This window comes from Micromonospora salmantinae, assembly GCF_022230905.1.
Classification (GTDB): domain Bacteria; phylum Actinomycetota; class Actinomycetes; order Mycobacteriales; family Micromonosporaceae; genus Micromonospora; species Micromonospora salmantinae.
Map to the genome: position 1 here is coordinate 253877 of NZ_JAKKFG010000011.1, position 24655 is coordinate 278531.

Here is a 24655-nt window from a genome sequence, read left to right on the forward strand (position 1 = left end):
GGTGCTGCGGGTGGTCAGCTGAGCCGTTGTTCGAGGTGGAAGGTGACCTCGGTGCCGGCGGCGCTCTTGCCGATGGTCTTGCACAGGGCGGCGCGGATGGGCAGCCAGTGGGGGCCGGCGCCGGAGGGCATCAGGGTGGCGTTGAACGGGTGCCCGTCGATGGTGCCGGTGACCTTGACGGCGCGTCGGGTGCCGAGCAGGTCCGCGGAGTCGGGAACTGTCACGTAGGTGGCGAACGCGCCGTCTTTCTCGATGGGCGCGGTGAAGCGGTAGTCGAGTGGTTGCGGGTCCATGGGTTCTCCTGGGCGCGACGGGTCGGTCAGCTGGCGGCGGCGCGGATGGCCTCGACGATCGGGGTGGGCCCGTCGACGAGTTCCAGTGTCGCGCCGGTGGTGCGTGGTTCGTCGAGCAGTGCGGCGAGGACGTGGGCGACGTCGGTGCGGCTGATCGCGCCACGTCCGGCGTGTGGGGTGAGGGTGACCCGCCCGGTGGGTGGGTCGTCGGTGAGCCGGCCGGGTCGCAGCACCGTCCAGGCCAGGTCGCGGCGGCGCAGGTCTTCCTCGGCGGCGCGTTTGGCGCGCAGGTACGCCGTCCACACGTCGTCGGTGCCGGGGGCGGGTGGTGTGTCCACCCCCATGGAGGAGACGAGTAGGTAGCGGTGGACGCCGGCGCGGGCGGCGGCGTCGGCGAGCAGCGCGGCGGCGGCCCGGTCGACGCTGTCCTTGCGGGCGGCGCCGCTGCCGGGGCCGGCGCCGGCGGCGAAGATCACCGCGTCGGCGCCGTGCAGGTGCTCGGCCACCTGCGCGACCTCGGTGTGTTCCAGGTCGCAGACGACGGGGGTGGCGCCGGCGGCGCGCAGCGTCGCGGTCTGCTCGGGGTTGCGGATGAGGCCGACGGCGGTGTCGCCGCGCCCGACGAGGTGGCGTTGCAACAGGAGGGCGATCTTGCCGTGGCCTCCGGCGATGACGACGCGCATGGGCCCAACCTACCGGCGCCGCGGGTGCCGGCGGCGTCACCGGCTTGACCTTGACCTTCGGGGAACCCTGAGCCTGGTGGGTGCCGGTCGCCGTGACCGGCTGCGAGGAGGATGTCGACGTGGGGCTGATGACCATCGGGGCGTTCGCCCGGGCGGCGAGGCTGACACGGAAGGCGTTGCGCCTGTACGACCAGGTGGGGCTGCTGGTGCCGGCCGCTGTCGATCCGGAGTCCGGTTACCGGCTCTACGACCCGGCTCAGCTGCCGGTGGCTCGGCTGGTCGCCCAGTTGCGTCGCCTCGGTATGCCGCTGGCGACGATCCGGGTGGTGTGCGGCCTGGAGCCCGCGGCGGCGGCTGAGGCGGTCACCGCGTACTGGCGGCAGGTCAGCGCCGACACCGCGGCCCGCGCCCGGCTCGCCACCCTCCTCGTGGACCACCTGTCTGAAGGGGGCGCCACCATGTCTGACCCGAATCCCACAGTTGCCGTCCGCTGCGCCGCCGGTTGTGACACCGGGCTGGTGCGCGACAGCAACGAGGACACCGCGTACGCCGGCGAGCGGTTGCTCGCCGTGGCCGACGGTATGCGGGGGCCCGGCGGCGCGGCCGCCAGCGCCGCCGCCGTCGACGCCCTGAGGCCGTTGGCGCTCACCGACGTGCCGGCGGCCGACCTGCTGACGATGCTGGCCGGCGCGGTGAGCGACGCCGACCGCGCCGTGCACGCGTTGGCCACCGACACCGACCAGCCGGTCACCACGCTGACCGCGCTGCTGCTCAGCGGTTCCCGGCTGGCGCTGGTGCACGTCGGTGACACCCGGGCCTACCTGCTGCGCGGCGGTGAGCTGTCGCTGCTCACTCAGGATCACACCTGGGTGCAGGCTCAGGTTGAGCAGGGCCGGCTCGACCGGGATCAGGCCGCGACGCATCCGCAGCGCGCGGTGCTGGTGCGTGCCCTCGGTGGCGGCCGGCAGGTCGAGGCGGATCTGGCGGTGCGTACCGCGTTGCCGGGTGACCGGTACCTGTTGTGCTCCGACGGGCTGTCCGCGGTCGTCGACCGGGCCGAGTTGGGGTCGGCGTTGGCAGCGACGGACGATCCCGGGGACACGGTGCGGGCGCTGATCGGTCTGGCGCGGGCCGAGGGTGCGCCGGACAACGTCGCCTGCGTCGTCGCCGACGTCGTCGCGGTATAGCCGAGGTCACCCGCGCCGGGTGGGACCGCCTGCCCGGCGCGGGGCTCGGCGTTGGTGAACCGGTTGAGGCAGCATGGAGAGGTGATGGAGAGCTTCGACGCGTTGACCTCGCTGGTGGCCGGTGGTGGGGTGGTGGTGCTCAGCGGCGCCGGCCTGTCCACCGAGTCGGGAATTCCGGACTACCGGGGGCCCAGCGGGGTGGCGCGGCGGCACACGCCGATGACCTTCCAGGCGTTCACCCGCGATCCCCTGGCCCGGCGGCGCTACTGGGCGCGCAGCCACCTGGGCTGGCGGCTGATCGCGGGCGCGGCGCCCAACGCCGGGCACCGGGCGGTGGCCGGGCTGCAACACGCCGGGCTGGTCGACACGGTGATCACCCAGAACGTCGACGGTCTGCACGGTGCGGCCGGCAGCCCGTCGGTGATCGAGCTGCACGGCCGCCTCGACGAGGTGACCTGCCTGGACTGCGGCAACCTGACCTCCCGGGAGGAGCTGCACCGGCGGCTGCGCGAGGCCAACCCGGAGTTCGTGGCCCGCGTCGCCGCGGTCAACCCGGACGGTGATGTTGATCTCCCTGATGAGCAGGTGGCGGCGTTTCGGCCGGTGGACTGCGGGATCTGCGGCACCGGGATGCTGAAACCGGACGTGGTGTTCTTCGGTGAGACGGTGCCGCCGCAGCGGGTGGCGCGGTGTTTCGCGGCCGTGGAGCAGGCCCGCGCGTTGCTGGTGCTCGGGTCGTCGTTGACGGTGATGTCGGGGCGCCGGTTCGTGATTCGGGCCGCGAAACGGGGCATCCCGGTCGCGATCGTCAACCAGGGGCCGACCCGGGGTGACGGCCACGCCACAGTGTGCGTCGACGCGCCGCTGGGCGTGGTGCTGCCGCAGCTGGCCGCGCGGGTCGGCGCCGGGGCACCGCTGGGGGTGTGACGGACCTACCCGCGCGGGTGAGCACGAGGCCCGGGGGTAGGACATCCGCCGGAAACACCAACGCTGGTAGCGTTGACCACGCCGGTAACACCCACGTGGGAGAGACCGCCCGACAGCACGCAGGGCGGCGCCGAAGGGGCAAATCCTCCCCGGAACCTCTCAGGCAAAAGGACCTCGTGGGCAGGCACTGTGGAGTGCCCCTGTGGGTGCGACAGAGGGGGAGGCCGACACGTCGACCTCGCCCCGGGAGTGCCCCCTATGACCGTAGAGCAGTTCGCCACCCGTCACATCGGTCCCGGCCCCGACGATGAGCGTCGGATGCTGGAGGTCGTCGGGCACGACTCGATCGACGAGCTGATGGACGCCGCGATCCCCGAGGTGATCCGCTGGCACGGCACCCTCGACCTGCCCGACCCGGCCACCGAGGCCGAGACGATCGCCGAGCTGCGGGCCCTTGCGGCGCGTAACACCGTCGCCGTCTCCATGATCGGGTTGGGGTACCACGGCACGCACACCCCGGCGGTGATCCGCCGCAACGTGCTGGAGGACCCGGCCTGGTACACGGCGTACACGCCGTACCAGCCGGAGATCAGCCAGGGCCGCCTGGAGGCGCTGCTGAACTTCCAGACCATGGTCACCGACCTGACCGGCCTGACCACCGCGAACGCCTCCATGCTCGACGAGGGCACCGCGGCTGCGGAGGCGATGACCCTGGCGCGGCGGGCCTCCAAGAGCAAGAGCGGCGTGTACGTCGTTGACGCCGACGCGTTGCCGCAGACCATCGCGGTGATCACCAGCCGGGCCGAGCCGCTCGGCATCGACGTGCGGGTCCTCGACGTGCAGCGCGACGAGTTGCCGGCGGAGTTCTTCGGCCTGCACCTGCAGTACCCGGGGGCGTCCGGGGCGGTGCGCGACCACGCCAGCCTCGTGGCGGCGGCGCACGCCGTCGGCGCCCTGGTGACCGTCGCGGCGGACCTGCTGGCGTTGACGCTGCTGCGCGCACCGGGGCAGATCGGCGCGGACATCGCCGCCGGCACCACCCAGCGTTTCGGCGTACCGATGGGCTTCGGTGGGCCGCACGCCGGTTACCTGGCGGTGCGCTCGGGCCTGGAGCGGATGCTGCCCGGGCGCCTGGTCGGGGTGTCGCGCGACGCGGACGGCAACCCGGCCTACCGGTTGGCGTTGCAGACCCGTGAGCAGCACATCCGGCGGGAGAAGGCGACCAGCAACATCTGCACCGCGCAGGTTCTGCTCGCGGTGATGGCCGGCATGTACGCCGTCTACCACGGCCCGGACGGGCTGCGCGACATCGCGACGCGTACCCATGCGATGGCGGCGCGGCTCGCGGCCGGGTTGCGCGCCGGTGGGGTGGACGTCGCCGACGTCGCGTTCTTCGACACCGTCACCGCGACCGTGCCGGGGCGGGCCGCCGAGGTGGTGGCCGCCGCCGCCGACCGTGGTGTCAACCTGCGGCTGGTCGACGCCGACCGGGTGGGGGTGTCCTGCGACGAGACCACTACCGACGCGCACCTGGCGCAGGTGTGGGAGGCGTTCGGGGTGCCCGCCTTCGACGCCGACGTGGACGCCGCCCTGCCGGTCGACCTGACGCGCGGCAGCGACTTCCTCACCCACCCGGTGTTCCGCAGCCACCACTCCGAGACGGCGATGTTGCGCTACCTGCGGCGGCTGTCGGACTTCGACTACGCCCTGGACCGGGGCATGATCCCGCTCGGGTCGTGCACGATGAAGCTGAACGCGACCACCGAGATGGAGCCGGTCAGCTGGGCGGAGTTCGCGAACATCCACCCGTTCGCGCCCGACGCGCAGACCGTCGGGTACCGGGAGATGATCGGTCAGCTGGAGTCGTGGCTGGCCGAGGTGACCGGCTACGACGCGGTGAGCGTGCAGCCCAACGCCGGTTCGCAGGGTGAGCTGGCCGGGTTGCTGGCGATCCGCTCGTACCACGCGTCGCGGGGTGAGACGCACCGCGACGTGTGCCTGATCCCGTCGTCGGCGCACGGCACGAACGCGGCGTCGGCGGTGATGGCCGGCATGCGGGTCGTGGTGGTGGCCTGCGACGACGACGGCAACGTCGACCTCGTCGACCTGGACGCGAAGATCGACAAGCACCGCGACGCGCTCGCCGCGATCATGGTGACGTACCCGTCCACGCACGGTGTGTACGAGACGGGCATCGCGTCGCTGTGCGCGAAGGTCCACGACGCCGGCGGGCAGGTGTACGTCGACGGGGCGAACCTCAACGCCCTGGTCGGGTTCGCCAAGCCCGGCAAGTTCGGCGCGGACGTGTCGCACCTGAACCTGCACAAGACGTTCTGCATCCCGCACGGCGGCGGTGGCCCCGGGGTGGGTCCGGTGGCGGTCCGCGCGCACCTGACGCCGTTCCTGCCCGGTGACCCGCTGGGCGCGCACGTGGACGCCACGCCGGCGATCTCGGCGGCGAAGTACGGGTCGGCGGGGATCCTGCCGATCCCGTGGGCGTACCTGCGGATGATGGGCGCCGAGGGGCTGACCCGGGCCACCGGTGTGGCGGTGCTCGCGGCGAACTACGTGGCGGCGCGGCTGCGGGGGCACTTCCCGGTGCTGTACGCCGGCAACAAGGGCCTGGTGGCCCACGAGTGCATCCTCGACCTGCGGCCGTTGACGAAGGCGACCGGGGTGAGCGTCGACGACGTGGCGAAGCGGCTGATCGACTACGGCTTCCACGCGCCCACGATGTCGTTCCCGGTGGCGGGGACGCTGATGGTGGAGCCGACCGAGAGCGAGGACCTGGCCGAGCTGGACCGGTTCTGCGACGCGATGATCGCGATCCGCGCGGAGATCGAGCAGGTGGGTTCCGGGGCGTGGCCGGTAGGGGACAACCCCCTGGCCAACGCGCCGCACACCGCGGCGATGGTCAGCGGTGACGAGTGGTCGCACGCGTACCCGCGGTCGGTGGGCGCGTACCCGGCCGGGGTGGACCGGGCCGGCAAGTACTGGCCGCCGGTGCGGCGCATCGACGGCGCGTACGGCGACCGGAACCTGGTCTGCTCGTGCCCGTCGCCGGAGGCGTTCGAAGACTGACAACGCCGCAGCCGGTCGAGCACTGACGACGGCGCGCCGGGGCGGGCGGTACGGCCTGCCCCGGCAGCCGCTGCGACCTGGGCGGGGACGTCCCTTACCGGGGGACTAGCCTGGGTCGACGGCGGCTAAAGGTGACGCTGAGTGGTCGGTCAGGCCACGAGGGCGTGGCGGGCGGGGCCGCGGTGCGGTGCGATGCTGCTGCCGTCGGGAAGCAGTTCGCCGGTGTCCTCGAAGACGATGACACCGTTGCAGAGCAGGCTCCAGCCCTGCTCACGGAAGCAGGCGAGGACCCGCGCGGCTTCCCGGTCGGTGGCTTCAGCGGAGGGGCAGGTCGGTTGGTGCTGGCACATCGGGTTCTCCGGACTGTGGGGGCACTGTGTCATGGTTCACATGACCAGTGACGCACAGTACCAAGCGAAAGTGTCCAGCATCGAGCAGGTGCCCGCCTGGTGCACGGGAAATCCACTGAACGGATGAGGAAGGTTGGACCGTACGGCGTGGAAACGCTCCCATACGTGGACGCCGCGGACAGCGGCCCGGCTGCGTCAGCCGCGGACAGCGGCCCGGCTGTGTCGGCTGCCTACCGCAGCGCCGCGTCGATCGATGTACCCGCCGCGCCGGCCGCGTGCCGGGATGCGCTGACCGAACGCGCCCGCCTGCACTGGTCTCGCGGCGACGGCGGTGACCCCGCGGCCCTCGCCGAGGAGTTCCTCGCCGCGCACGGCCTACCCCTGCACGACCTGACCCGACCGGCCACCGGCCAGCACGGCACCGGGGTCTGCGGCGCGGCGCTGTACCTGTCCGCCGCCGCCGGGGCGCTGCTGGCCGGCGCCCCCACCGGGGCACCCGAACCCGCGCCGGCCCTGCCCGACCTCGCCGTCGTCGTCTACCAGCACGGCCCCACCCGGGTCACCCGGCCCGGCCCACCGTCGTCGTGGCGGCTCGGCGAGTGGGCCGAGAGCTGGACCCCCGGCCAGCACGCCGCCGCCGTCGACGCGGTCCGCGCCGCCATCGGCCGCGGCGACGTCTACCAGAGCAACCTCGTCGGCCACGCCGCCGCCCCCTACACCGGCGACCCGTTGCCCGCCCTGAGCCGCCTCGGCGCGCTCCCCGGCGCCCGCTACGGCGGCGTCCTCACCGGCGACGGCTGGGCCATCGGCTGCGCCTCCCCGGAAACCCTCGTCGAGGTCACCGACGGGCAGGTGATCACCCGACCGATCAAGGGAACCCGCCCGGCCACCGCCACCGGCCGCGCCGAACTGCTCGCCAGCGCGAAGGAACGCGCCGAACACATCATGATCGTCGACCTGGCCCGCAACGACCTCGCCCGCATCGCCCGCACCGGCACCGTCACCGTCGACGAACTGTTCGCCGTGCGCCGCTGGTGCGACCTGTGGCAGGCCGAGTCGACAGTGCGCGCAGCCGCCGCCGACGGCCTCGGCCTCGCCGACCTGCTGCGCGCCACCTGCCCGGGCGCCTCGGTCACCGGCGCCCCGAAACTCGCCGCCCTGACCCAGATCAGCGCCCTTGAACCGGTCGGGCGGGGCGCCAGCATGGGCGCGTTGGGCTGGGTCGCCCCGGGCCACGTCGACCTGGGCCTGACCATCCGCAGCGCCGCCGCCGACGGCCAGCGGCTGCACACCTGGGCCGGCGGCGGCATCACCTGGGACAGCGACGCACGCGCCGAGGTCGCCGAGGCCGCCGCGAAGACCACCCCGATCCGCGCCACCCTGGCCGGGCGCTGACCGCGGCACCGCACGGCGATACGCTGAACCCCATGACCATGCGGCCCATCCGGATCATCGGCGACCCTGTCCTGCGCACCGGATGCGAACCGGTCACCACCTTCGACGCCGAGTTGCGCGCCCTCGTCACCGACCTGATGGACACCCTGCTCGGTGCCCCCGGCCGCGCCGGTGTCGCCGCACCGCAGATCGGCGTCAGCGCGCAGGTGTTCGTCTACGACGCCGACGGGCACCGTGGCCACCTCATCAACCCCACCCTGGAGCTGTCCGACGAACTCCAGGACGACGAGGAGGGCTGCCTGTCCATCCCCGGGCTGTACTTTCCGACCGTGCGGGCCCTGCACGCCACCGCCCACGGCGTCGACCAGCACGGCGAGCCGCTGACCATCGCCGGCAGCGGGTTCCTGGCCCGCGCCCTGCAACACGAGACCGACCACCTGGGCGGGCGGCTCTACGTCGACACCCTGCGCGGCGACACCCGCCGCCGGGCCCTGCGCGAAATCCGAGCCGGGCGCTTCGACTCACCCAGCCGCCGCGGCTAGCTCACCCACTGGTCGTGGCCCAGTTTCGCGACCAACGCCACCACCACCACCAGCAACACCACCCGCACGAACCCGGAGCCGCGGCGCAACGCCATCCGCGCCCCCAGCACCGCGCCGGCGATGTTGCACACCGCCATGCCCGCGCCCAGCAGCCACCACACGTGCCCGGTCACCCCGAACACCACCAGCGCGCCCAGGTTCGTCCCCGCGTTGACGACCTTCGCCATCGCCGAGCCGTGCACGAAGTCCGCGCCCACCAGGGCGGTGAACGCCAACACCAGGAACGTGCCGGTGCCCGGGCCGATCAACCCGTCGTACAGGGCGATCCCCACCCCGGCCACCGCGATCACCACCGCCACCCGCAGCGGAGTGCGCTTCGCCGGCACCGCCACCACCCCCATCCGGGGACGCAGCAGCACGAACACCGCCACCGACACCAGCACCACCAGCACGACCGGCCGGTACGCCGACGCCGGCACCGACCCGGCCAACGCCGCGCCCACACCCGCGCTGAGCACCGCGAACCCCGCCGCCGGGCCCGCCACCCGCCAGTCGACTTTCGTCCTGCGGGCGTACGTCGCCGCCGCCGTGGCCGTACCGAAGATCGCGGCCAACTTGTTCGTGCCCAACGCGGTGGCCACCGGCAACCCCGGGGCAGCCACCAACAACGCCGGCAGCAGCAACAACCCGCCACCACCGACCACGGCATCGACCCACCCGGCCATCGCGGCGGCGGCCAGCAGGGTACTCAGCGTCACGGCGTCCACGGGCGGCAATTCTTGCCCACCCGACGCGCCGCGGCGGCACCCGAGTGGCCAGCCTCACCCGGTCACCGACCCCGCGTACGCCGCAACCACACCCCCAACGCTCCGACCGCCACGAACACCAGCACCGAACACAGCAACACCTTCACCACCCGGCAACCATGCCACGGGCACGTAAGGTGCAGGAGTGCGCCTGGCCACCTTCAACCTGCTGCACGGGCGGTCCCTCACCGACGGGCTCGTCGACTCCGACCGACTCGCCGCCGCCATCGGCGCCCTCGACGCCGACGTGCTCGCCCTGCAGGAGGTCGACCGCGACCAACGCCGCAGCGGCAACCTCGACCTCACCGCCATCGCCGCCCGCGCCCTCGGCGCACCGCATCACCGCTTCACCGCCGCCGTCGTCGGCACCCCCGGCGAACAGTTCCGGCCACTGCGCCACGACGACGACGGCCACGGCGAGCCCTGCTACGGCATCGGGCTGATCAGCCGACACCCCGTACGCAGCTGGCAGGTCACCCGACTCAAACCGGCGCCGGTGCGCTCACCGGTCTACGTGCCCGGCCCCCGCGGCGGCCTCATCCTGCTGCACGACGAACCCCGCGTGGTCCTCGCCGCCGTCCTGGACACCCCGCACGGCCCCCTCACCGTCGCCGCGACCCACCTGTCCTTCGTGCCCGGCTGGAACGCCCGCCAACTACGCCAGACCGTCCGCGCCCTGCGCGCGCTACCGGGGCCCCGCGTCCTGCTCGGCGACCTCAACCTGCCCGCCGGCGCGGCCCGGCTCATCTCCGGTTGGCACCCCCTGGGCCGACGCCCCACCTACCCGTCCGGGCAGCCCCGCGTCCAACTCGACCACATCCTCGCCGACCGGCACGCCCTCGCCGACCTCCCGCCGGTACGCGCCGTCACCGCGCCGGCGTCCACCATCTCCGACCACCGCCCGCTGCTGGTCGACCTCGGCTGAGCATCATCGCCCAACCGGCCACATCGCGGCTCACCAATGTCTAGGGTGGGCTCACCGACACCACCGCCGTTGCGCCATCGCCACCCCCGACGATCACGGAGCTGACCATGAGCGACACGCCGGACACGATCGTGCTCATCCACGGATTCTGGGTGACCCCCCGCAGCTGGGAAAACTGGGTCACCCACTACCAGGACAAGGGCTTGCGGGTGCTCACCCCCACCTACCCCGGTCTGGAAGGCGAGGTCGAGGCGATCAACGCCGACCCCAGCCCGCTGGAGACACTGACCGCGCCGCAGGTCATCGCGCACCTGTCCGAGGTGGTCGCCGCGCTGCCCACGCCGCCGATCCTGATGGGCCACTCCGCCGGCGGGGCGTTCACCCAGGTGCTGCTCGACCGGGGGTACGGCGCCAGCGCCGTCGTGCTCAACTCGGCACCCACCGAAGGGGTCCGCAACATCCCCTTCTCGCAACTGCGCTCCACCTTCCCGGTGCTGCGCAACCCCGCCAACCGGCACCGCGCCGTCGGGTTCACCTTCGAGCAGTGGAACTACGCGTTCACCAACACCTTCGACGAGCAGACCGCCCGCGCCCTGTACGAGCGCTACGCCATCCCCGCCGCCGGCGGCATTCTCTGGGACAGCGTCCTGGCCAATCTGCTGCCCGGCCCCCAGGACATCGCCGTCGACTACCACAACGACCAGCGCGCGCCGCTGCTGTTCATCTCCGGCTCGGAAGACCACATCATGCCGCCCAGCGTGCAGCGCGCGAACGCCGCGCTCTACCAGGGCGACACCATCACCGAGGTCGAGCTCTTCGAGGGGTACGCGCACCTGCTGCCCGCGCAGCAGGGCTGGCAGCGCATCGCCGACGCCGCCCTCGACTGGGCCCTGCGGCACGCCCGGTGAGCACCGCACACCAGGTGCGGATCACCCATATCGGCGGCCCCACCACGCTGATCGAGGTCGGCGGGTGGCGGCTGCTCACCGACCCCACGTTCGACCCACCCGGGCGGCGCTACACCTTCGGCTGGGGCACCTCCTCGCGCAAGCTCACCGGCCCGGCGATCCCCGCCGCCGACCTCGGGCCGGTCCACGCGGTCCTGCTCAGCCACGACCACCACGGCGACAACCTCGACGACAACGGTCGAGCACTCCTCAGCGGTGCGGGCGCAGTCCTCACCACCGTGCCCGGGGCACGCCGGCTCGGCCCCCACACCCGGGGCCTGCGCGCCGGGCAGAGCACCCGCCTCACGCACCCCCGACGACCCACGATCGAGGTGACCGCCACGCCGTGCCGGCACGGCCCGCCGCTGAGCGGCCCGATCGTCGGCACCGTCATCGGCTTCGCCCTGCGCTGGGCCGGGCAACAACACGGCGCGCTCTGGGTCACCGGCGACACCGTTCTGACCCGCCGGGTACGCCGAGTCGCCACCCGCATCGGGGTCGGCACGGTGCTGCTGCACCTAGGTGGGGTGCGATTCCCCATCACCGGGCCGTTGCGCTACTCGATGACGGCCCGGCGAGCCGCGAAACTGTGCGCCGAGCTTCGGCCCCACACCGTGATCCCGGTGCACTACGAGGGCTGGCAGCACTTCCAGGAACCCCGCGAGGCCATCGAGCGGGTGTTCACCGCCGCACCGCCTCCGGTGCGCGACAGCGTCCACTGGCTCCCACCGGGCGAACCCGCCACCATCGACGCCTGACAACGGCGGGGGAGCAGACCGCCAAGTCGCAAGATTCCCTCAAGATCATTGCATCGACGAACTTCGACAACCATGCTGGTCGACACGCGCCACGATCAACTCGTCGGAGGCCACATGAGACGCCAGCGACCCACCCTCATCGCCGTGTCCACCCTCATCGCCATCACCCTCACCACCGCAGCACCCACCCCCGCCACCGCCGCACCACCCGACCAGGTCACCGCCCTCACCGCCCACCAGGCCGACGGATACACCACCCTCGCCTGGCACCCCGTCGACGGCGCCACCGACTACCAGATCGAACGCACCCCCGTCGACGCCAACGGCACCCCCACCGCCGCACCCACCATCGTCGGCATCTGGCGACCCAACCGCCAGATCAACCAACAGGCGCCCACCTTCGCCGACGCCGGCTACAACCCCGGCGACACCTTCCAATGGCGCGTACGCGCCCGCACCGGCACCACCGAACAGCCCTACTCCGACCCGGTCACCGCCACCACCACCGCACCCTGGGGCAACCCCACCACCCCCGGCGACCAACTGCGCACCGGCTGGGAGACCACCCACGCCGCGCAATACACAAACGACACCGACGAGTACGCCTACACCACCGCCATCGACGCCCTCAGCGACCGCGTACGCGTCGTCGAACTCGGCCGCACCGTCCAGAACCGACCCATCAACATGCTCGTCATCGGCCACCCCACCCCAGCGGCCACCCCGCAAGCCGTCGCCGCCACCGCACCCGTGGCCATCAACTGCAACGTGCACGGCAACGAACCCGGCGACCGCGAAGCCTGCCTCATCATGGCCCGCCAACTCGCCTTCAGCACCGACCCCCGCATCACCGACCTGCTCAGCCACACCACCGTCCTGATCGTCCCCACCATCAACGGAGACGGCCGCGCCAACAACACCCGCGGCAACTCCACCGGCCAGGACCTCAACCGCGACTACTCCCTGATCCGCCAACCCGAGACCACCGCGTACATCAAAATGGTCCGCGACTACCGACCCGTCGCCGGCTACGACGGCCACGAGTTCGGCAACTCCCGCGCCGGCGACCTGCCGATGCTGCCCCCACGGCACCAGAACGTCGCCCAACCCATCTTCGACCAGTCCCAGGACATGATCGAAGGCCACATGTACGCCAAAGGCGCCGAAGCCGGCTGGTGGGCCTGCCCCTACGGCTGCGACGGCGGCGGCAACGTCGGCCTCAGCGAGGAAACCATCCTGCGCAACACCCTCGGACTCAAGAACGTCACCAACTCCCTGCTGGAACTACGCAGCTCCGGCGGCCAGACCCGCCCCGACGAAGGCAACACCGCCAACAACCGACGCCGCAAGACCTACTCCGCCCTGTGGACCTTCCACCAGTTCCTCGACTACCACCGCGCCGACCGCGCCGACATCCTGAAGGCCCGCAGCGAAGCCATCGAAACCCAAGCCGCCAACACCGGCCGGCTGGTCTTCCGCGGCTCCCGCCCCATCCCCGCCCACCCGGCACCGCACCCCGGCGACAGCCCACCACCACTCGACGCGCCCCCCGCCGACCTGATCCTCGACAACCCGCCCTGCGCCTACAAACTCACCGACGCGCAGTACAACGGCGCCCGCACCGACGGACCCGGCGGCATCGGCACCACAGTCGCCCAGCGCATCGCCGCCCACGGCTGGAAAGTCATCACCATCGGCGACGACCACTACGTCCCCCTCAACCAACCCGAACGCGGCCTCATCCCCCTGCTCCTCGACGGCAAGGGCGTGGAGAAACTGACCGACGGCGAACGCGTCCACCCCACAGTCACCGGACGCCGCAACGGACCCCTGACCGTCACCGGCTTCACCTGCGCCGACGACGCCACCATCAACGGCCCGGTCACCGTCCGGGCCGGCGCGGCACTCGTCACCACCGCAACGACCATCAGCGGCCCACTCACCGCCACCGGCGCCGCCGGCATCCTCCTCGCCGACAGCACCATCAACGGCCCGGTCCGCATCGCCACCACCGACACCATCTCCATCATCGACGCCACCATCGCCGGCCCCGTCGACCTCTCCGGCAACACCACCGGCACCGACGCACCAGTGCTGGCCGGCAGCACCATCCGCGGCCCACTCAACTGCACCGGCAACAATCCCACCCCGACCAACCTCGGCATCGCCAACACCGTCCACGGCCCCCGCACCACCCAGTGCGCGGCACTGTGACCGACACCTAGCGAGCCACCACGCCGGCGGCGCGGGCCCAACCCCGCGCCGCCGGCACCTCACCAGCAACCCCCGCACCCGTGGAGGCCGCCGTGTCGCACCCCGCCACCCCACAGCGACAACCCCGACGATCCCGCGGACGGCACGGCGCTCGGCGCGTCCGACGGGCACTCGGCCTGCTCCTGCCGACCCTGCTGCTCGCCGCCTGCACCGGCAACCCCGCAGCTCCCCGCACGAACGCCGCGCCCGCGAGCACCGCACCCCAGCCCACCGGGCCACTCTGCGCCGCCCTGCCCACCGGCACCGACCCCGGCAACCCGAGCTTCCTCGCCGGGCAACCCGTCGACCAGGCGCTGCGCTGGATCCCCACCCTCACCACGTTAGAGGCGGCCCTGCGCACCAGCGGCGTCCTCACCGACCTGCCCTCCGGCGACGGCGTCACCGTCCTGGCACCCTCCGACGACGCCTTCGCCGCCACGTTCTCCGAGGACAACTGGGACGACCTCATGACCCACCACACCGACCAGCTCCGCACCCTGCTGAAAGCCCACCTCATCACCGGAAGCCACCCGATCGCCGACCTCACCACCGCCGGCACCGCCACCACCATCGACGGCGTCACCGTCACCGTCACCCGCACCGGGCCCACCGCCCGCCTCGGTGACCGCGCCGACACCGTCTGCGCCGACTACCAGGCCACCAACGCCCGCATCCACATCATCAACGCCGTCCTCGGCCCACTGCCCGTCACCGCCGACGGCACCGGCCACCGCGCACACTGACCACGCTCACCCCGGCGGCACCAGACCCGCCAGCGCGCGGTTGGTCCGGTTGGCGCGGACCGCGTCACGCTGCTGCCCGGCCGTCACCTCGATGTACGTCTGCGACGACGCCAACGACGCGTGCCCCAACAACCGCATGATCTCCGCCGCGCTCGCACCGTCCTCCGCCAACCGGGTCGCGAAGGTGTGCCGCAGCGCGTGCAGCCGCGCACCACGCGGCACCCGGTCACCGATGCCGGCCCGCCGGTAACACGACTCGACGAGATACTGCAGGCCACCACGGCGCAACGGCTCACCACGCCGGTCCACCAGAAACGGCGAGTCGGGGCGTACCGACCGCGAACCGAAGCGCCGCACCCGACTGTCCAGGTAGTCCCGCAACACCCGGTCCAGATCCGCCTCGATCGGCACCACCCGAGGCCGCCCACCCTTGCCCGCCACCTCGACCCGCCGCTCACCCGACCGACCGCCGAGCGAGTCGACGCGCAACGCCAGCAGCTCCGACAGGCGCAGCCCGGCGCAGAGCGCCACCGCCAACACCGCCACGTCCCGCTCCGGCCACGGGTCGCGTTGCCGACCGTCGTCGCGCGCGGCGGACGCGAGCAGCACCTCGGGGGTGTCCGCGCCGCGCAGCGGCTTCGGCTGGGGGAGTAGCGCCCGGGGCCGCCCGACCGCCGGCATCGGGTTGCCCGCCACGAACCCGTCAGCGACGAGGAACGTGAAGAAGGTGTTCCAGGTGGACCAGGCCCGGTGCACCGACGCGGGCGCCCGGGGGGCGGCGAACCGGGCGAAGGCCGCGCGCATCACCCTGGGGGAGAGGTCGGTGATCGACAGCGCGTCCAGCGGTAGGGGAGAGGTGGCATCGTCCGCGACCAGAGCCGCGACCGTGCGCAGATCCCTGCGGTACGCGGCCAGGGTGTGCGGGGAGGGCTTGCGGGTGGCCCGCGCGGTCAGGAACTCCTCGATCAGCACGGCGAGCGATTCGTCCTGTTTGTCATGCATAAGGGATATTATGCAGCATTTTCACGTATCCGGGAAGCGGTGAGCAAGGGGGAGAGGGCCTCAGCCCGGACCGCCACGAGTACGGCCGGAGCTGATCGAGAAGCACGTATCGTGCGCGGCATGACGTCGCCCGCCGCCACCTGTCCCACCTGTGGTCGACCGGGCACGCCCATCGTGTACCGGGACCTCGACGGTCCGACAGATCTGGTCTGCTCCGAGGGGCACCAGTGGCGGGCCGCTGGCCGAGCCGGGTGGGCTCCCCATGCGTCGCCCGCCGCCGTCGACAGCGACGGGCAAGGCCCCACCACCCGGACGGAGCCCATCGACGTCAGCAGGGACGGGCGGACCTGGCGGATCGGCACGGCCGGCGACGTCGGTTGGCTCGCTGGGCGGACCGCGCAGGGCCTGTCGGTCACCACGGCGATCCCGCCCGTGTTCGAGGCGTACGGCACCTTCCACCCGCCCGCAGGGGTCGGTGTCAACGCCCATGAACGCGCGGTGGTCGACGAGCTGGCGGCGTGCACGCCGGATCAGCCCTGGTGGCTGGGCTTCCTCGACACCGGCGCCCACGACGTGGTCTTTCCGCACGTCCCGAGGGTGTCCCTCTACTGGGACTGGTCGTACGTGCTGGTCGAGGCCGGGCCGGAACAGGCCCTCAGTTGGCGGGCCGGTCACATGCGCGGCGACGGGGCGCTGCCCGACCTGTTCTTTCCGGCGGATCGCTCCTGGCTCGTCTCCGCCCTGTGGGACGACACCTGGACCGACATCGGCGCCAGCGGTGCGGTACTCGCGGCCCTGCGACGCAACCCGCTGGTCAACGCGCGCCTCGTCGGGCCGGATGAGGACGCGTGTCCGCCCGGCCTGACGCGCGACTGACCCCTGTCGGGCGACGGCGAGGGGACCCCCAGAACCCGTTACTTTACATAATGTGCATTATCGAATCAGTATTCGGGTCGCGGGTGAAGGGGGCAGCCGTCAGAACTCTTCGACGGCGGTGTCGGCCCACCGGGCCCAGGCGTCGCGCCAGCGCCGGTCGACAACCTCCCGCTCGCTGATGGGGGCACCCTGTCGGGGCATGAGGTGTTGCCGTTCGCGCCAGGCGCGTTGAGCCGGGTGGCTGGACACACCTTCGCCCAGCCCGGTGGCGTACAGCAGGATCTCGTTGATGGCGCGGTCACGCAGGGTCGGGTGATCATCGAACCAGGTGGTGTCGTCGGCGAGGCTGGTGACGTGGGCGACGATGTCGCTCACCGCACGCTCGGCGTCGGGTTTGTCCTGATCGGTGAGTTGCCTCTGTCGGCGTACGGCGGCCTGCCAGAGCGTTGACCAGTACGGGGGCAGCTGCGGTGGTGCTCCCCCGTCGGCCATCCAGGCGTTGTGATCCCGACGGGTACGCAGGGCGGCGTCGATGAGCGCCCGGTGTGGTTCCCGGGCCAGGCCGGGCGGCAGGGCGACCGGTTCCGTGGGCGGTGTCTCCGCCGCGGGTCGGGTGCCCAGTGCGTCGAGCAGTGGCGTGAGGTCGGTGACCGAGCGGAGGTGGACGGTGGCGGGGTGCCAGTCGCGGGCCGTCACGGTGATCTCGACACCGTCGCGTTCGCAGCGGGTCGTCCACCACCGGTGGCCGGCTCGTACCGTGCGGCCGGGAACTGGCTGCTCGTCGACCAGGACAGTCGTGTCGTTCTCGGTCCATTCGACGTCGGAGAATCGGTCTCCGGCGAGTCGCATGTCGTGTTCGAGGTGCGTGCGTAACGGGCCGGCGTTGACCGGGAGGTCGGCCCAGCGGGCGGTGTCGACGCTCGCCCACGGTCCGGCGGTGGAGTCGCCGTGCACGATCCGGACGACGGTGATCGTGCCGTTGACGGTTTCGGTGCCGGCGAAGCATTCGGCGGCCGGGCGGTCGGGGCCGGTGAGCGCAGCGACCGGTGTCGCGCTGTCCAGTAGTTCCCGGCGGACGCGTTCGGTCTGTTGTACGAAGCGTTCGTCCGGGCCGGGCGACGGGTCGCGTTTCATCCCGGCCTCCTCGTCGGTACGGGCTGTCCCCTGCTGCCGTTCACCATGGTGCCAGTGCCGTGTGCCAGTGGGCGCGATCGCGAAGGTGCTGGCCGGGCTGGGTGTGGCCCGGCCAGTAGTAGCCGTCGTACTCGTCGTAGTTCTGGTGGAGTAACCGCCGTTGTCAGCGATCTCGACGTGCCAGTGAATGTCCCACGGGCCGCGGGAGTCGTGCACGAGGGTCATGCCGGTGGTCAGTACGGCACCCCGTATTGATTGGCACCGCTGAAAACATTAATAGTTGTGAATGCGCTTGGACAAGGCCCGCTCCCCCCAGTTCGGGCTGTCAGCCGCGCGTACGGCGTAGCCAGTCCTGGGTGAGCGATCGCAGCAGGGTGGGTTGTTCGTACGGTAGGTAGTGTCCGGCCGCGTCGATCACGGTGTAGGTGCCGCGCGGGTAGCGGCGCATGGCGCGGAACTGGTCGGCGTACCCGACGATCCGGTCCTGTCGGCCGGTGATCACGCTGACCGGGCCGTCGAAGACGACCTCGGTGTTTTCGTCGGGTAGCGCGTAGTCAGGGCCGCTCTGCAACTGCTGTTGGAAGGTCGGGTCGCCGGGGCCGCCGGAGGTCAGTGCCGCGAGCACCGTCGCGACGACGGTTGGGGTGCGGTGGCCCAGGGCGGCGTCGAGGTGTGCGTGCAGTTCGGTGGGAGCGGTGTCGAGCCAGCCTGTGGGTGCGTCGAGTGGTGGTTGGTCGGGCAGGTCCCGGCTGGGGCGGGCGATGGTGACGCCGGGACAGAGTAGGAGCAGGCCGGCGACGAGGTCGGGTCGTTGGCGGGCGATGCCGGCGGCCAGGTACGCGCCGTAGGAGCCGCCGGTGAGCAGGACCGGTGCGTCGACGTGGTGGTCGAGCCAGGCGCAGACGGTGTCCAGCATCGACTGGGAGGTGGGTGGGCAGTTCGCGGGGGTGTCTCCGTGGCCGGGTAGGTCCAGGTAGATCTCTCGTAGGCCGGCGTCCGCGAGGGCGGGGCTGAGGGCGGCGGCTGTGGCGGCGCGGCTCATGCTGAACATGGGTAGGCACACCACGGCTGGTCCGGTGTCCGCTGAGTGGTCGTACGCCAGGTTCATGGAGGCGTCCTCGCTGGGGATGGCTGTGTGCTCCAACATCTCATGCCCGGTGAGGTCGGGGCGGGTTGCCGGACGTGAAAGCGGTGTGCGACATCGGCGTGGGCTGTCTACAGTGGTGCGCTCTGGCCGCCGCCGTTCGCCGCGAACGGCGGGGTCGCACATCATCACGGGGGAACACCTTGACGAGTAAGCCTGTCCGTATTGTGGTTGGCCTGGTCGCGACCGTTGGCCTCGTTGTGGGCTGCCAGCCTGCCGAGAAGGAGAGCGCGGGGGCCGCCGCGCCGGCGCCGACAGTGGCGCCCAGCCCGACCGTCGACGTGGCGGCGAACAGCAAGCAGGTCTGCGACGCCAGTCTCAATTTTGTCAAGAAGCACTACATCGCGATGGCCGACGACGCGATCGCCGCCATCGACAAGCCGGTCAGCGCGAAGGAGGCGGGCGTGAAGGTTCGCGGCCACTACACGGCGCTGTTGCAGGACCTCAAGGCGGCGGCGCCGAGCGCTGCCGATCCGCAGGTGCGGACCGCGTTGGAGACCCTGGCTGCCGGGGTGGAGAGGCACCTGGCCGGTCCGAAGGCCGCCGAGATCGAGGCGCCGGATCTCGACCCGCCGCTGAAGGCGTTGGACACCGCCTGCGGTCGCTGACCGTTGTGGGCACCGGCCGGGTCGGCCGGTGCCCACGAACGTCGTGCGCCGGGGGTAGGGCTCAGATCCAGGGCACCTGTGGGGACGGGTAGAAGTCGACCTGTTGCAGTCGCCAGCGGGGTGCCTGCTTCCCCAGTCGGGTTCGGAACGATTCCCAGTCGTGGCTGGCGGTGGTGGACCAGCCGAGTTCGGCGATCGCGGGTAGGCGGGGGAAGGCCATGTATTCGATGTCGTCCAGGGTGCGCAGCGTCTCGGACCACAGTGGGGCCTCGACGCCGAGGATGGCGTTCTCGCCGACGCCGGTGACCCGGGTGGCCGGGTCCCAGCCGTAGGCGTCGGACACCTCGATCAGGCCGGCCCAGCGCAGGCCGAGGCGGGTGTTGGCGTCGTACTTCATGTCCAGGTATGCCTTGTTCGCCGGCGACATGATGATCTTGTTGCCGCGGGCGGCGGCCGCGGCGAGGCTGGCGTTGGTGGTGCCGGTGCCCCAGAACTGGGCGACGACGTCGGTGGACAGGTCGGCCTGGGTGATCTCGTTCCATCCGGAGGCGCGCTTGCCGTACTTCGCGACCAGGGGCAGGACGCGGTTCATGAAGGTGCGGTAGTCCTCGTCGGTGGTGGCGTGGGCTTCGTCGCCGCCGATGTGCAGGAATGGTCCGGGGGTGATGGCGGCGAGTTCGCGGATGACGTCCTCGACGAAGCGGTAGGTGAGTTCGTCGTTGATGCAGAGGGAGCTGTAGCCGACCGCGATGTCGGTGCGCGGGGCCGGTGCGACGCCGTCGCAGTTGAGTTCGGGGTACGTCGACTGGGCGGCGTTGGTGTGCCCGGGCATGTCGATCTCGGGGATGATCGTGATGTGTCGTGCGGCGGCGTAGGCGACGACGGCCTTGTAGTCGGCCTTGGTGAGGTATCCGGGGCCGACGCCGTCGACTCCGGTGCCGGGTCCGCCGCCGACGGTGGTGAGGCGTGGCCAGGAGTCGATCTGGATGCGCCAGCCCTGGTCGTCGGTGAGGTGCAGGTGCAGGTAGTTGATTTTGTACTGGCTGAGCAGGTCCACGTAGGCGGTGATGTCGTCGACGGTGTGGAAGTGGCGTGCGAGGTCGAGCATCGCGCCGCGGTAGGCGAAGCGTGGGTAGTCGATGATTCGTCCGCCGGGGACTGTCCAGGTGGTCCGCTGCCGGTCGGGTGCCTCGATGTCGGCGGGGAGCAGTTGGCGCAGGGTCTGGGTGCCGGCGAACAGCCCGGCGGGGGTGTTGGCGCGGATTGTGACGCTGCGGCGGGTGACGTCGAGTTGGTAGCCCTGTTGGCCGATGCGGTCGTCGGCGCCGCCGATGAGCAGGGCGATCTCGGGTAGCGGGGTGGAGCGTACGGGCAGGACGGGCAGGGGGTGGCCGGTGGCGGGGCGCAGTGTGGTGGCGAGTTGGTGACCGATGCGCCGGGCGGCGGCTGAGCCTGGGGTGGTGCGGATGACGGTCAGGGGGGTGATCCGGAAGGTGTTGTGCGCGTCGGGGTGGGTTTCGACGGGTGCGGGGATGACGTCGCTGAGGTGTCGGGTTGGTGCGGTGGGTGTCGCGGCGGCGGCGGGCGTTGCGGGCAGGATGACTGGTAGTGCGAGTGCGGCTATGGCCAGCAGCCGTGTGGTGGTGTGTCGGCGACGCACGGTACCTCCAGGCCTCGTGATGATCGACCTTCGTCGATTAGAGTCGCAGGCTACCGGCGTTTCACCTGTACTGTAAACCTTCCTTAACGTAGGGGTTCGTCGAGACAGTGTTGTCGCCGACCTCACGTACGCCGCACGCTGGGGAATTCCTGGAGTGGGTCGTGCCGTTGTCCGTTCGGAAGATCAGGTTCGGATGATCGAATGGGAAGTGCCATGCACGTGCGCTCAGACGCGGTAGTGCTGTTCGGCGTCACGGGAGACCTCGTCTCGAAGAAGCTGTTTCCGGCGCTGTACGAGTTGACCCGGCGCGACCGCCTCGACGTTCCGGTGATCGGCGTGGCCCGCTCCGCCTGGGATGATCAGCAGTTGGTCACCATGGCCCGCAAGTCGGTCACCGAGGCCGATGACGAGATCGACGACGAGACCTTCGATCGGCTGGCGGACAACCTCTCGATGATCTCCGGCAACTACGCGGACCCGACGACGTACCAGCGGCTGGCTGAGCGGCTGCGCGACGCCGAGCGGCCGGTGTTCTACCTGGCGATCCCTCCGGCGGTGTTCGGCTCCGTCGTCGAGGGCCTGGCGGCCGTGGGCCTGGCCGACCGGGGTCGGGTGATCGTGGAGAAGCCGTTCGGGCGTGACCTGGAGTCCTCCCGCGAGCTGGATCGCACCCTGGGCGCGGCCTTCGCGCCGGAGCGGGTGTTCCGCATCGACCACTACCTCGGTAAGGAAGCCGTCGAGGGTCTCTACGCCTTCCGGTTCGCCAACCGGCTGTTCGAGCCGCTGTGGAACAACGAGCACATCGACAACATCCAGGTGACCCTCGCCGAGGGTTTCGGCACCCAGGGCCGGGCCGGGTTCTACGACACGGTGGGCGCGACCCGGGACGTGCTGCAGAACCACATCCTTCAGGTCGTGGCGCTCATCGCGATGGAGGCGCCGGCCAGCGATGACACCACGGCGTTCCGGGAGGCGGAGGCCGCGGTGCTGCGGCAGATTGCACCGCTGTCGCCGGAGTCCACCGTCCGGGGGCAGTACGCCGGCTACCGCGACGAGCCGGGCGTGGCGGCGGACTCGAACACGGAGACGTTCGTGGCGACCAGGTTGACCGTCGACTCCCCCCGCTGGGCGGGCGTGCCGTTCTACCTGCGCACCGGCAAGTCGCTGCCGGGGACGGCGACGGAGGTGGTGGTCGAGTTCAAGCAGCCGCAGCGCTCGCTGATCCCCGCCGAGCGGGGCACGGCGAGGGCCGCGAACCTGCTGCGGTTCCGCCTGGGGCGTGGCGACGGCATCACCATGTCGATCCAGGCGAAGAGCCCGGGTGCCGAGGTGGCGAGCCGTCCGGTGGATCTGTCCGTCGACTTCGGCTCGGCCCTCGGTCGCCGGCAGGAGGCGTACGAGCGGCTGCTCGACGACGCGATGGACGGGCAGCACCTGCGCTTCGCGCGTGCCGAGACGATCGAGCAGGAGTGGCGCATCGTCGAGCCGATCCTGGATCTGCCGACGGCGGTGCAGTCGTACGAGAAGAGCAGCTGGGGTCCGGCGGACGCCGAGGCGCTGGCCGGCGGCTGGCACCTTCCGGACCTGCGGTAGCCGCGGCCTGAGCGGCCGGCGGCTCCCTGACGGAGCGTGCCGCGCGGACGCTGACTGACCGCTCAGCTCAGCGAGACGACCGTCCGGCGACGGTGAGGTTTGCCGCTTACGAGTGCTGTGGGCACGTTGGGTGCGACGTTTCTCGTCCTCGTCGGAGAGGAAGCAGCGCATGCTTTCCGCACTCGATCGTCGGCACACCGTCGCGCCGCCCGGCTACAGCCGGTGGCTCATCCCCCCGGCGGCGTTGGCCATCCACCTCTGCATCGGTCAGGTCTACGCGACCAGCGTCTACAAGAACTCCCTGATCGCCCACTTCGACACCAGCCAGACGGCGATCGGGGTGATCTTCAGCATCGCGATCGTGATGCTCGGGTTGTCCGCCGCGGTCGCCGGGACCTGGGTGGAGGCGAACGGGCCGCGTAAGGCCATGTTCGTCTCGGCCTGTTTCTGGGCGGCGGGTTTCCTGGTGGGCTCGCTGGGCATCGCCACGAAGCAGCTGTGGCTGCTGTATCTGGGCTACGGGCTGCTCGGCGGCATCGGGCTGGGCATCGGCTACATCTCCCCCGTCTCCACGCTGATCAAGTGGTTCCCGGACCGGCCGGGGCTGGCCACCGGGTTGGCGATCATGGGCTTCGGTGGTGGGGCGATGGTCGCCTCTCCCCTGTCGCGGCAACTGTTGTCGTTCTACGACGCCGGCTACGACCCGGCCAACGCGGGGTCGACGGCGTCGGGCAGCGCCCTGGTGTGGCTGTTCGTGACCCTCGGCCTGGGCTACTTCGTGATCATGATGTTCGGGGTGGCGAACGTGCGGGTGCCGGCGCCGGACTGGCGGCCGGCCGGCTTCGACCCGGCGAGCGTGGCGGCGAAGCCGCTGGTCACCACGGCGAACGTGTCGGCGGCGAACGCGGTGAAGACCCGCTCGTTCTGGCTGCTGTGGGTGGTGCTGTTCTGCAACGTGACCGCCGGCATCGGCATCCTCGAGCAGGCCAGCCCGATGATCCAGGACTTCTTCCGCGACAACGGCACCTCGGCGGTGACCGTCGCGGCGGCCGGCGGGTTCGTGGGTCTGCTGTCGCTGTTCAACATGGCCGGCCGGTTCGTGTGGTCGTCCACTTCGGACGTCATCGGCCGCAAACCGATCTACCTGGTGTACCTGGGCGTCGGCATGGTGCTCTACGCGCTGCTGGCGCTCGTCGGGCAGACCTCGACGGCCCTGTTCGTGCTGTTGGCCTGCGTGATCCTGTCGTTCTACGGCGGTGGCTTCGCGACAGTGCCGGCGTACCTGCGGGACCTGTTCGGCACCTTCCAGGTCGGCGCGATCCACGGTCGGCTGCTGACCGCGTGGTCGGCGGCGGGGATCGCCGGTCCGCTGATCGTCAACGGGTTCCTCGACGCGCAGGGCGAGCCGGGCTCACTGACGGCCGCGGCGTACCGGCCGGCGCTGTTCACGATGGTGGCTGTGCTGGCCGTGGGCTTCGTGGCGAACCTGCTGGTGCGGCCGGTGCCGCAGCGCTACCACGAACCGTCGACGGAGCAGAACGCGCAACAGGGCGCGGATGAGAACGCGGATCGGGACGTGGACGAGGACACGACGGCGCAGAGGAGTGGTACGCGATGAGTGCGGACAGCCGACCCGGGCAGCAGGCCCGGTTGTGGATCTCCTGGTTGGTGGTGGCGGCGCTGCTCGGCTACGGAGTCGCCCAGACCGTCGTCACCGCGGCGAAGCTGTTCACCCACTGAGCCGGATC

General features: G+C 71.4%; 23 protein-coding genes and 1 riboswitch. Of the genes, 15 read left to right on the forward strand and 8 right to left on the reverse strand.

Annotation, left to right across the window (positions count from 1 at the left end):
• Positions 1–14: 14 nt before the first annotated feature.
• Together PSH03_RS10035 and PSH03_RS10040 are read right to left on the reverse strand one after the other, a co-directional pair.
• Complete coding sequence (locus PSH03_RS10035; protein ID WP_112587027.1) at positions 15–293, reverse strand: DUF1905 domain-containing protein; 279 nt, start codon at positions 291–293, stop codon at positions 15–17.
• Between the two features lie 26 nt (positions 294–319).
• The gene (locus PSH03_RS10040) at positions 320–976 is read right to left on the reverse strand and encodes an SDR family oxidoreductase (RefSeq protein ID WP_238688933.1); all 657 of its coding nucleotides are present in this window, start codon (positions 974–976) and stop codon (positions 320–322) included.
• Positions 977–1095: 119 nt separating this feature from the next.
• Between PSH03_RS10040 and PSH03_RS10045 the strand changes: the two genes are divergently transcribed.
• The 3 genes from PSH03_RS10045 (at position 1096) to gcvP (ending at position 6171) form a co-directional block, all read left to right on the forward strand.
• On the forward strand, positions 1096–2163 hold the full coding sequence (locus PSH03_RS10045; RefSeq protein ID WP_238688991.1) for a MerR family transcriptional regulator: 1068 nt from the start codon (positions 1096–1098) through the stop codon (positions 2161–2163).
• A gap of 84 nt (positions 2164–2247) precedes the next feature.
• Positions 2248–3090: an NAD-dependent protein deacetylase gene (locus PSH03_RS10050; RefSeq protein ID WP_210783842.1), complete on the forward strand. Its 843-nt coding sequence runs from the start codon at positions 2248–2250 to the stop codon at positions 3088–3090.
• A gap of 86 nt (positions 3091–3176) precedes the next feature.
• A riboswitch (glycine riboswitch) is annotated at positions 3177–3275 on the forward strand.
• Between the two features lie 73 nt (positions 3276–3348).
• A complete protein-coding gene (gene gcvP, locus PSH03_RS10055) occupies positions 3349–6171 on the forward strand; it encodes an aminomethyl-transferring glycine dehydrogenase (RefSeq protein WP_210783843.1) in 2823 nt (940 codons plus the stop codon).
• 149 nt (positions 6172–6320) lie between these two features.
• Here the strand turns inward: gcvP and PSH03_RS10060 are convergent, their stop codons facing one another.
• Positions 6321–6521, reverse strand: a complete 201-nt coding sequence (locus PSH03_RS10060; RefSeq protein WP_007460326.1) for a DUF5999 family protein — start codon at positions 6519–6521, stop codon at positions 6321–6323.
• 249 nt (positions 6522–6770) lie between these two features.
• Between PSH03_RS10060 and PSH03_RS10065 the strand changes: the two genes are divergently transcribed.
• On the forward strand, positions 6771–7916 hold the full coding sequence (locus PSH03_RS10065) for a chorismate-binding protein (protein WP_372494732.1): 1146 nt from the start codon (positions 6771–6773) through the stop codon (positions 7914–7916).
• 32 nt (positions 7917–7948) lie between these two features.
• Positions 7949–8458, forward strand: a complete 510-nt coding sequence (gene def / locus PSH03_RS10070; protein WP_210783845.1) for a peptide deformylase — start codon at positions 7949–7951, stop codon at positions 8456–8458.
• Here the strand turns inward: def and PSH03_RS10075 are convergent.
• Positions 8455–9225: a sulfite exporter TauE/SafE family protein gene (locus PSH03_RS10075; RefSeq protein WP_308194368.1), complete on the reverse strand. Its 771-nt coding sequence runs from the start codon at positions 9223–9225 to the stop codon at positions 8455–8457. The two genes, def and PSH03_RS10075, sit on opposite strands and share 4 nt — an antisense overlap.
• Positions 9226–9409: 184 nt before the next feature.
• On the opposite strand from PSH03_RS10075, the gene PSH03_RS10080 reads away from it, so the two are divergent.
• The 5 genes from PSH03_RS10080 to PSH03_RS32820 all read left to right on the forward strand — a co-directional run bounded on the left by PSH03_RS10080 (position 9410) and on the right by PSH03_RS32820 (position 14890).
• Positions 9410–10189: an endonuclease/exonuclease/phosphatase family protein gene (locus PSH03_RS10080; RefSeq protein ID WP_238688935.1), complete on the forward strand. Its 780-nt coding sequence runs from the start codon at positions 9410–9412 to the stop codon at positions 10187–10189.
• Positions 10190–10296: 107 nt separating this feature from the next.
• The gene (locus PSH03_RS10085; protein ID WP_238688936.1) at positions 10297–11097 is read left to right on the forward strand and encodes an alpha/beta hydrolase; all 801 of its coding nucleotides are present in this window, start codon (positions 10297–10299) and stop codon (positions 11095–11097) included.
• Between the two features lie 14 nt (positions 11098–11111).
• On the forward strand, positions 11112–11894 hold the full coding sequence (locus PSH03_RS10090; RefSeq protein ID WP_238688937.1) for an MBL fold metallo-hydrolase: 783 nt from the start codon (positions 11112–11114) through the stop codon (positions 11892–11894).
• Positions 11895–12008: 114 nt separating this feature from the next.
• The gene (locus PSH03_RS10100) at positions 12009–14108 is read left to right on the forward strand and encodes a M14 family zinc carboxypeptidase (RefSeq protein ID WP_255750328.1); all 2100 of its coding nucleotides are present in this window, start codon (positions 12009–12011) and stop codon (positions 14106–14108) included.
• Between the two features lie 92 nt (positions 14109–14200).
• Positions 14201–14890, forward strand: a complete 690-nt coding sequence (locus PSH03_RS32820) for a fasciclin domain-containing protein (protein ID WP_210783849.1) — start codon at positions 14201–14203, stop codon at positions 14888–14890.
• A gap of 6 nt (positions 14891–14896) precedes the next feature.
• Here PSH03_RS32820 and PSH03_RS10110 read toward each other — a convergent pair whose 3' ends face one another.
• Positions 14897–15892, reverse strand: coding sequence for a tyrosine-type recombinase/integrase (locus tag PSH03_RS10110; RefSeq protein WP_238688938.1), 996 nt, complete (start codon positions 15890–15892; stop codon positions 14897–14899).
• Between the two features lie 120 nt (positions 15893–16012).
• Between PSH03_RS10110 and PSH03_RS10115 the strand changes: the two genes are divergently transcribed.
• Entirely contained in the window at positions 16013–16768 is a 756-nt protein-coding gene (locus PSH03_RS10115) for a hypothetical protein (protein WP_238688939.1), read from the forward strand.
• 99 nt (positions 16769–16867) lie between these two features.
• On the opposite strand, the gene PSH03_RS10120 is transcribed toward PSH03_RS10115, so the two are convergent.
• Together PSH03_RS10120 and PSH03_RS10125 are read right to left on the reverse strand one after the other, a co-directional pair.
• Entirely contained in the window at positions 16868–17902 is a 1035-nt protein-coding gene (locus PSH03_RS10120) for a flagellar biosynthesis protein FlhF (protein WP_238688940.1), read from the reverse strand.
• 325 nt (positions 17903–18227) lie between these two features.
• A complete protein-coding gene (locus PSH03_RS10125; RefSeq protein WP_238688941.1) occupies positions 18228–19049 on the reverse strand; it encodes an alpha/beta fold hydrolase in 822 nt (273 codons plus the stop codon).
• Positions 19050–19213: 164 nt separating this feature from the next.
• Between PSH03_RS10125 and PSH03_RS10130 the strand changes: the two genes are divergently transcribed.
• Entirely contained in the window at positions 19214–19654 is a 441-nt protein-coding gene (locus tag PSH03_RS10130) for a hypothetical protein (RefSeq protein WP_238688942.1), read from the forward strand.
• Between the two features lie 61 nt (positions 19655–19715).
• Here the strand turns inward: PSH03_RS10130 and PSH03_RS10135 are convergent, their stop codons facing one another.
• On the reverse strand, positions 19716–21314 hold the full coding sequence (locus tag PSH03_RS10135) for a beta-N-acetylhexosaminidase (RefSeq protein ID WP_238688943.1): 1599 nt from the start codon (positions 21312–21314) through the stop codon (positions 19716–19718).
• Between the two features lie 213 nt (positions 21315–21527).
• Here PSH03_RS10135 and zwf point away from each other — a divergent pair, with 213 nt between their 5' ends.
• The 3 genes from zwf to PSH03_RS32435 all read left to right on the forward strand — a co-directional run bounded on the left by zwf (position 21528) and on the right by PSH03_RS32435 (position 24647).
• Complete coding sequence (gene zwf / locus PSH03_RS10140) at positions 21528–22907, forward strand: glucose-6-phosphate dehydrogenase (protein ID WP_210783855.1); 1380 nt, start codon at positions 21528–21530, stop codon at positions 22905–22907.
• 169 nt (positions 22908–23076) lie between these two features.
• Positions 23077–24525 carry an OFA family MFS transporter gene (locus PSH03_RS10145; RefSeq protein ID WP_238688944.1) on the forward strand — a complete coding sequence of 483 codons (1449 nt, stop codon included), beginning with the start codon at positions 23077–23079 and terminating at the stop codon, positions 24523–24525.
• Complete coding sequence (locus PSH03_RS32435; RefSeq protein WP_255750329.1) at positions 24522–24647, forward strand: MFS transporter small subunit; 126 nt, start codon at positions 24522–24524, stop codon at positions 24645–24647. The genes PSH03_RS10145 and PSH03_RS32435 overlap by 4 nt, the downstream gene beginning before the upstream one ends.
• The last annotated feature ends 8 nt before the right edge of the window (positions 24648–24655 follow it).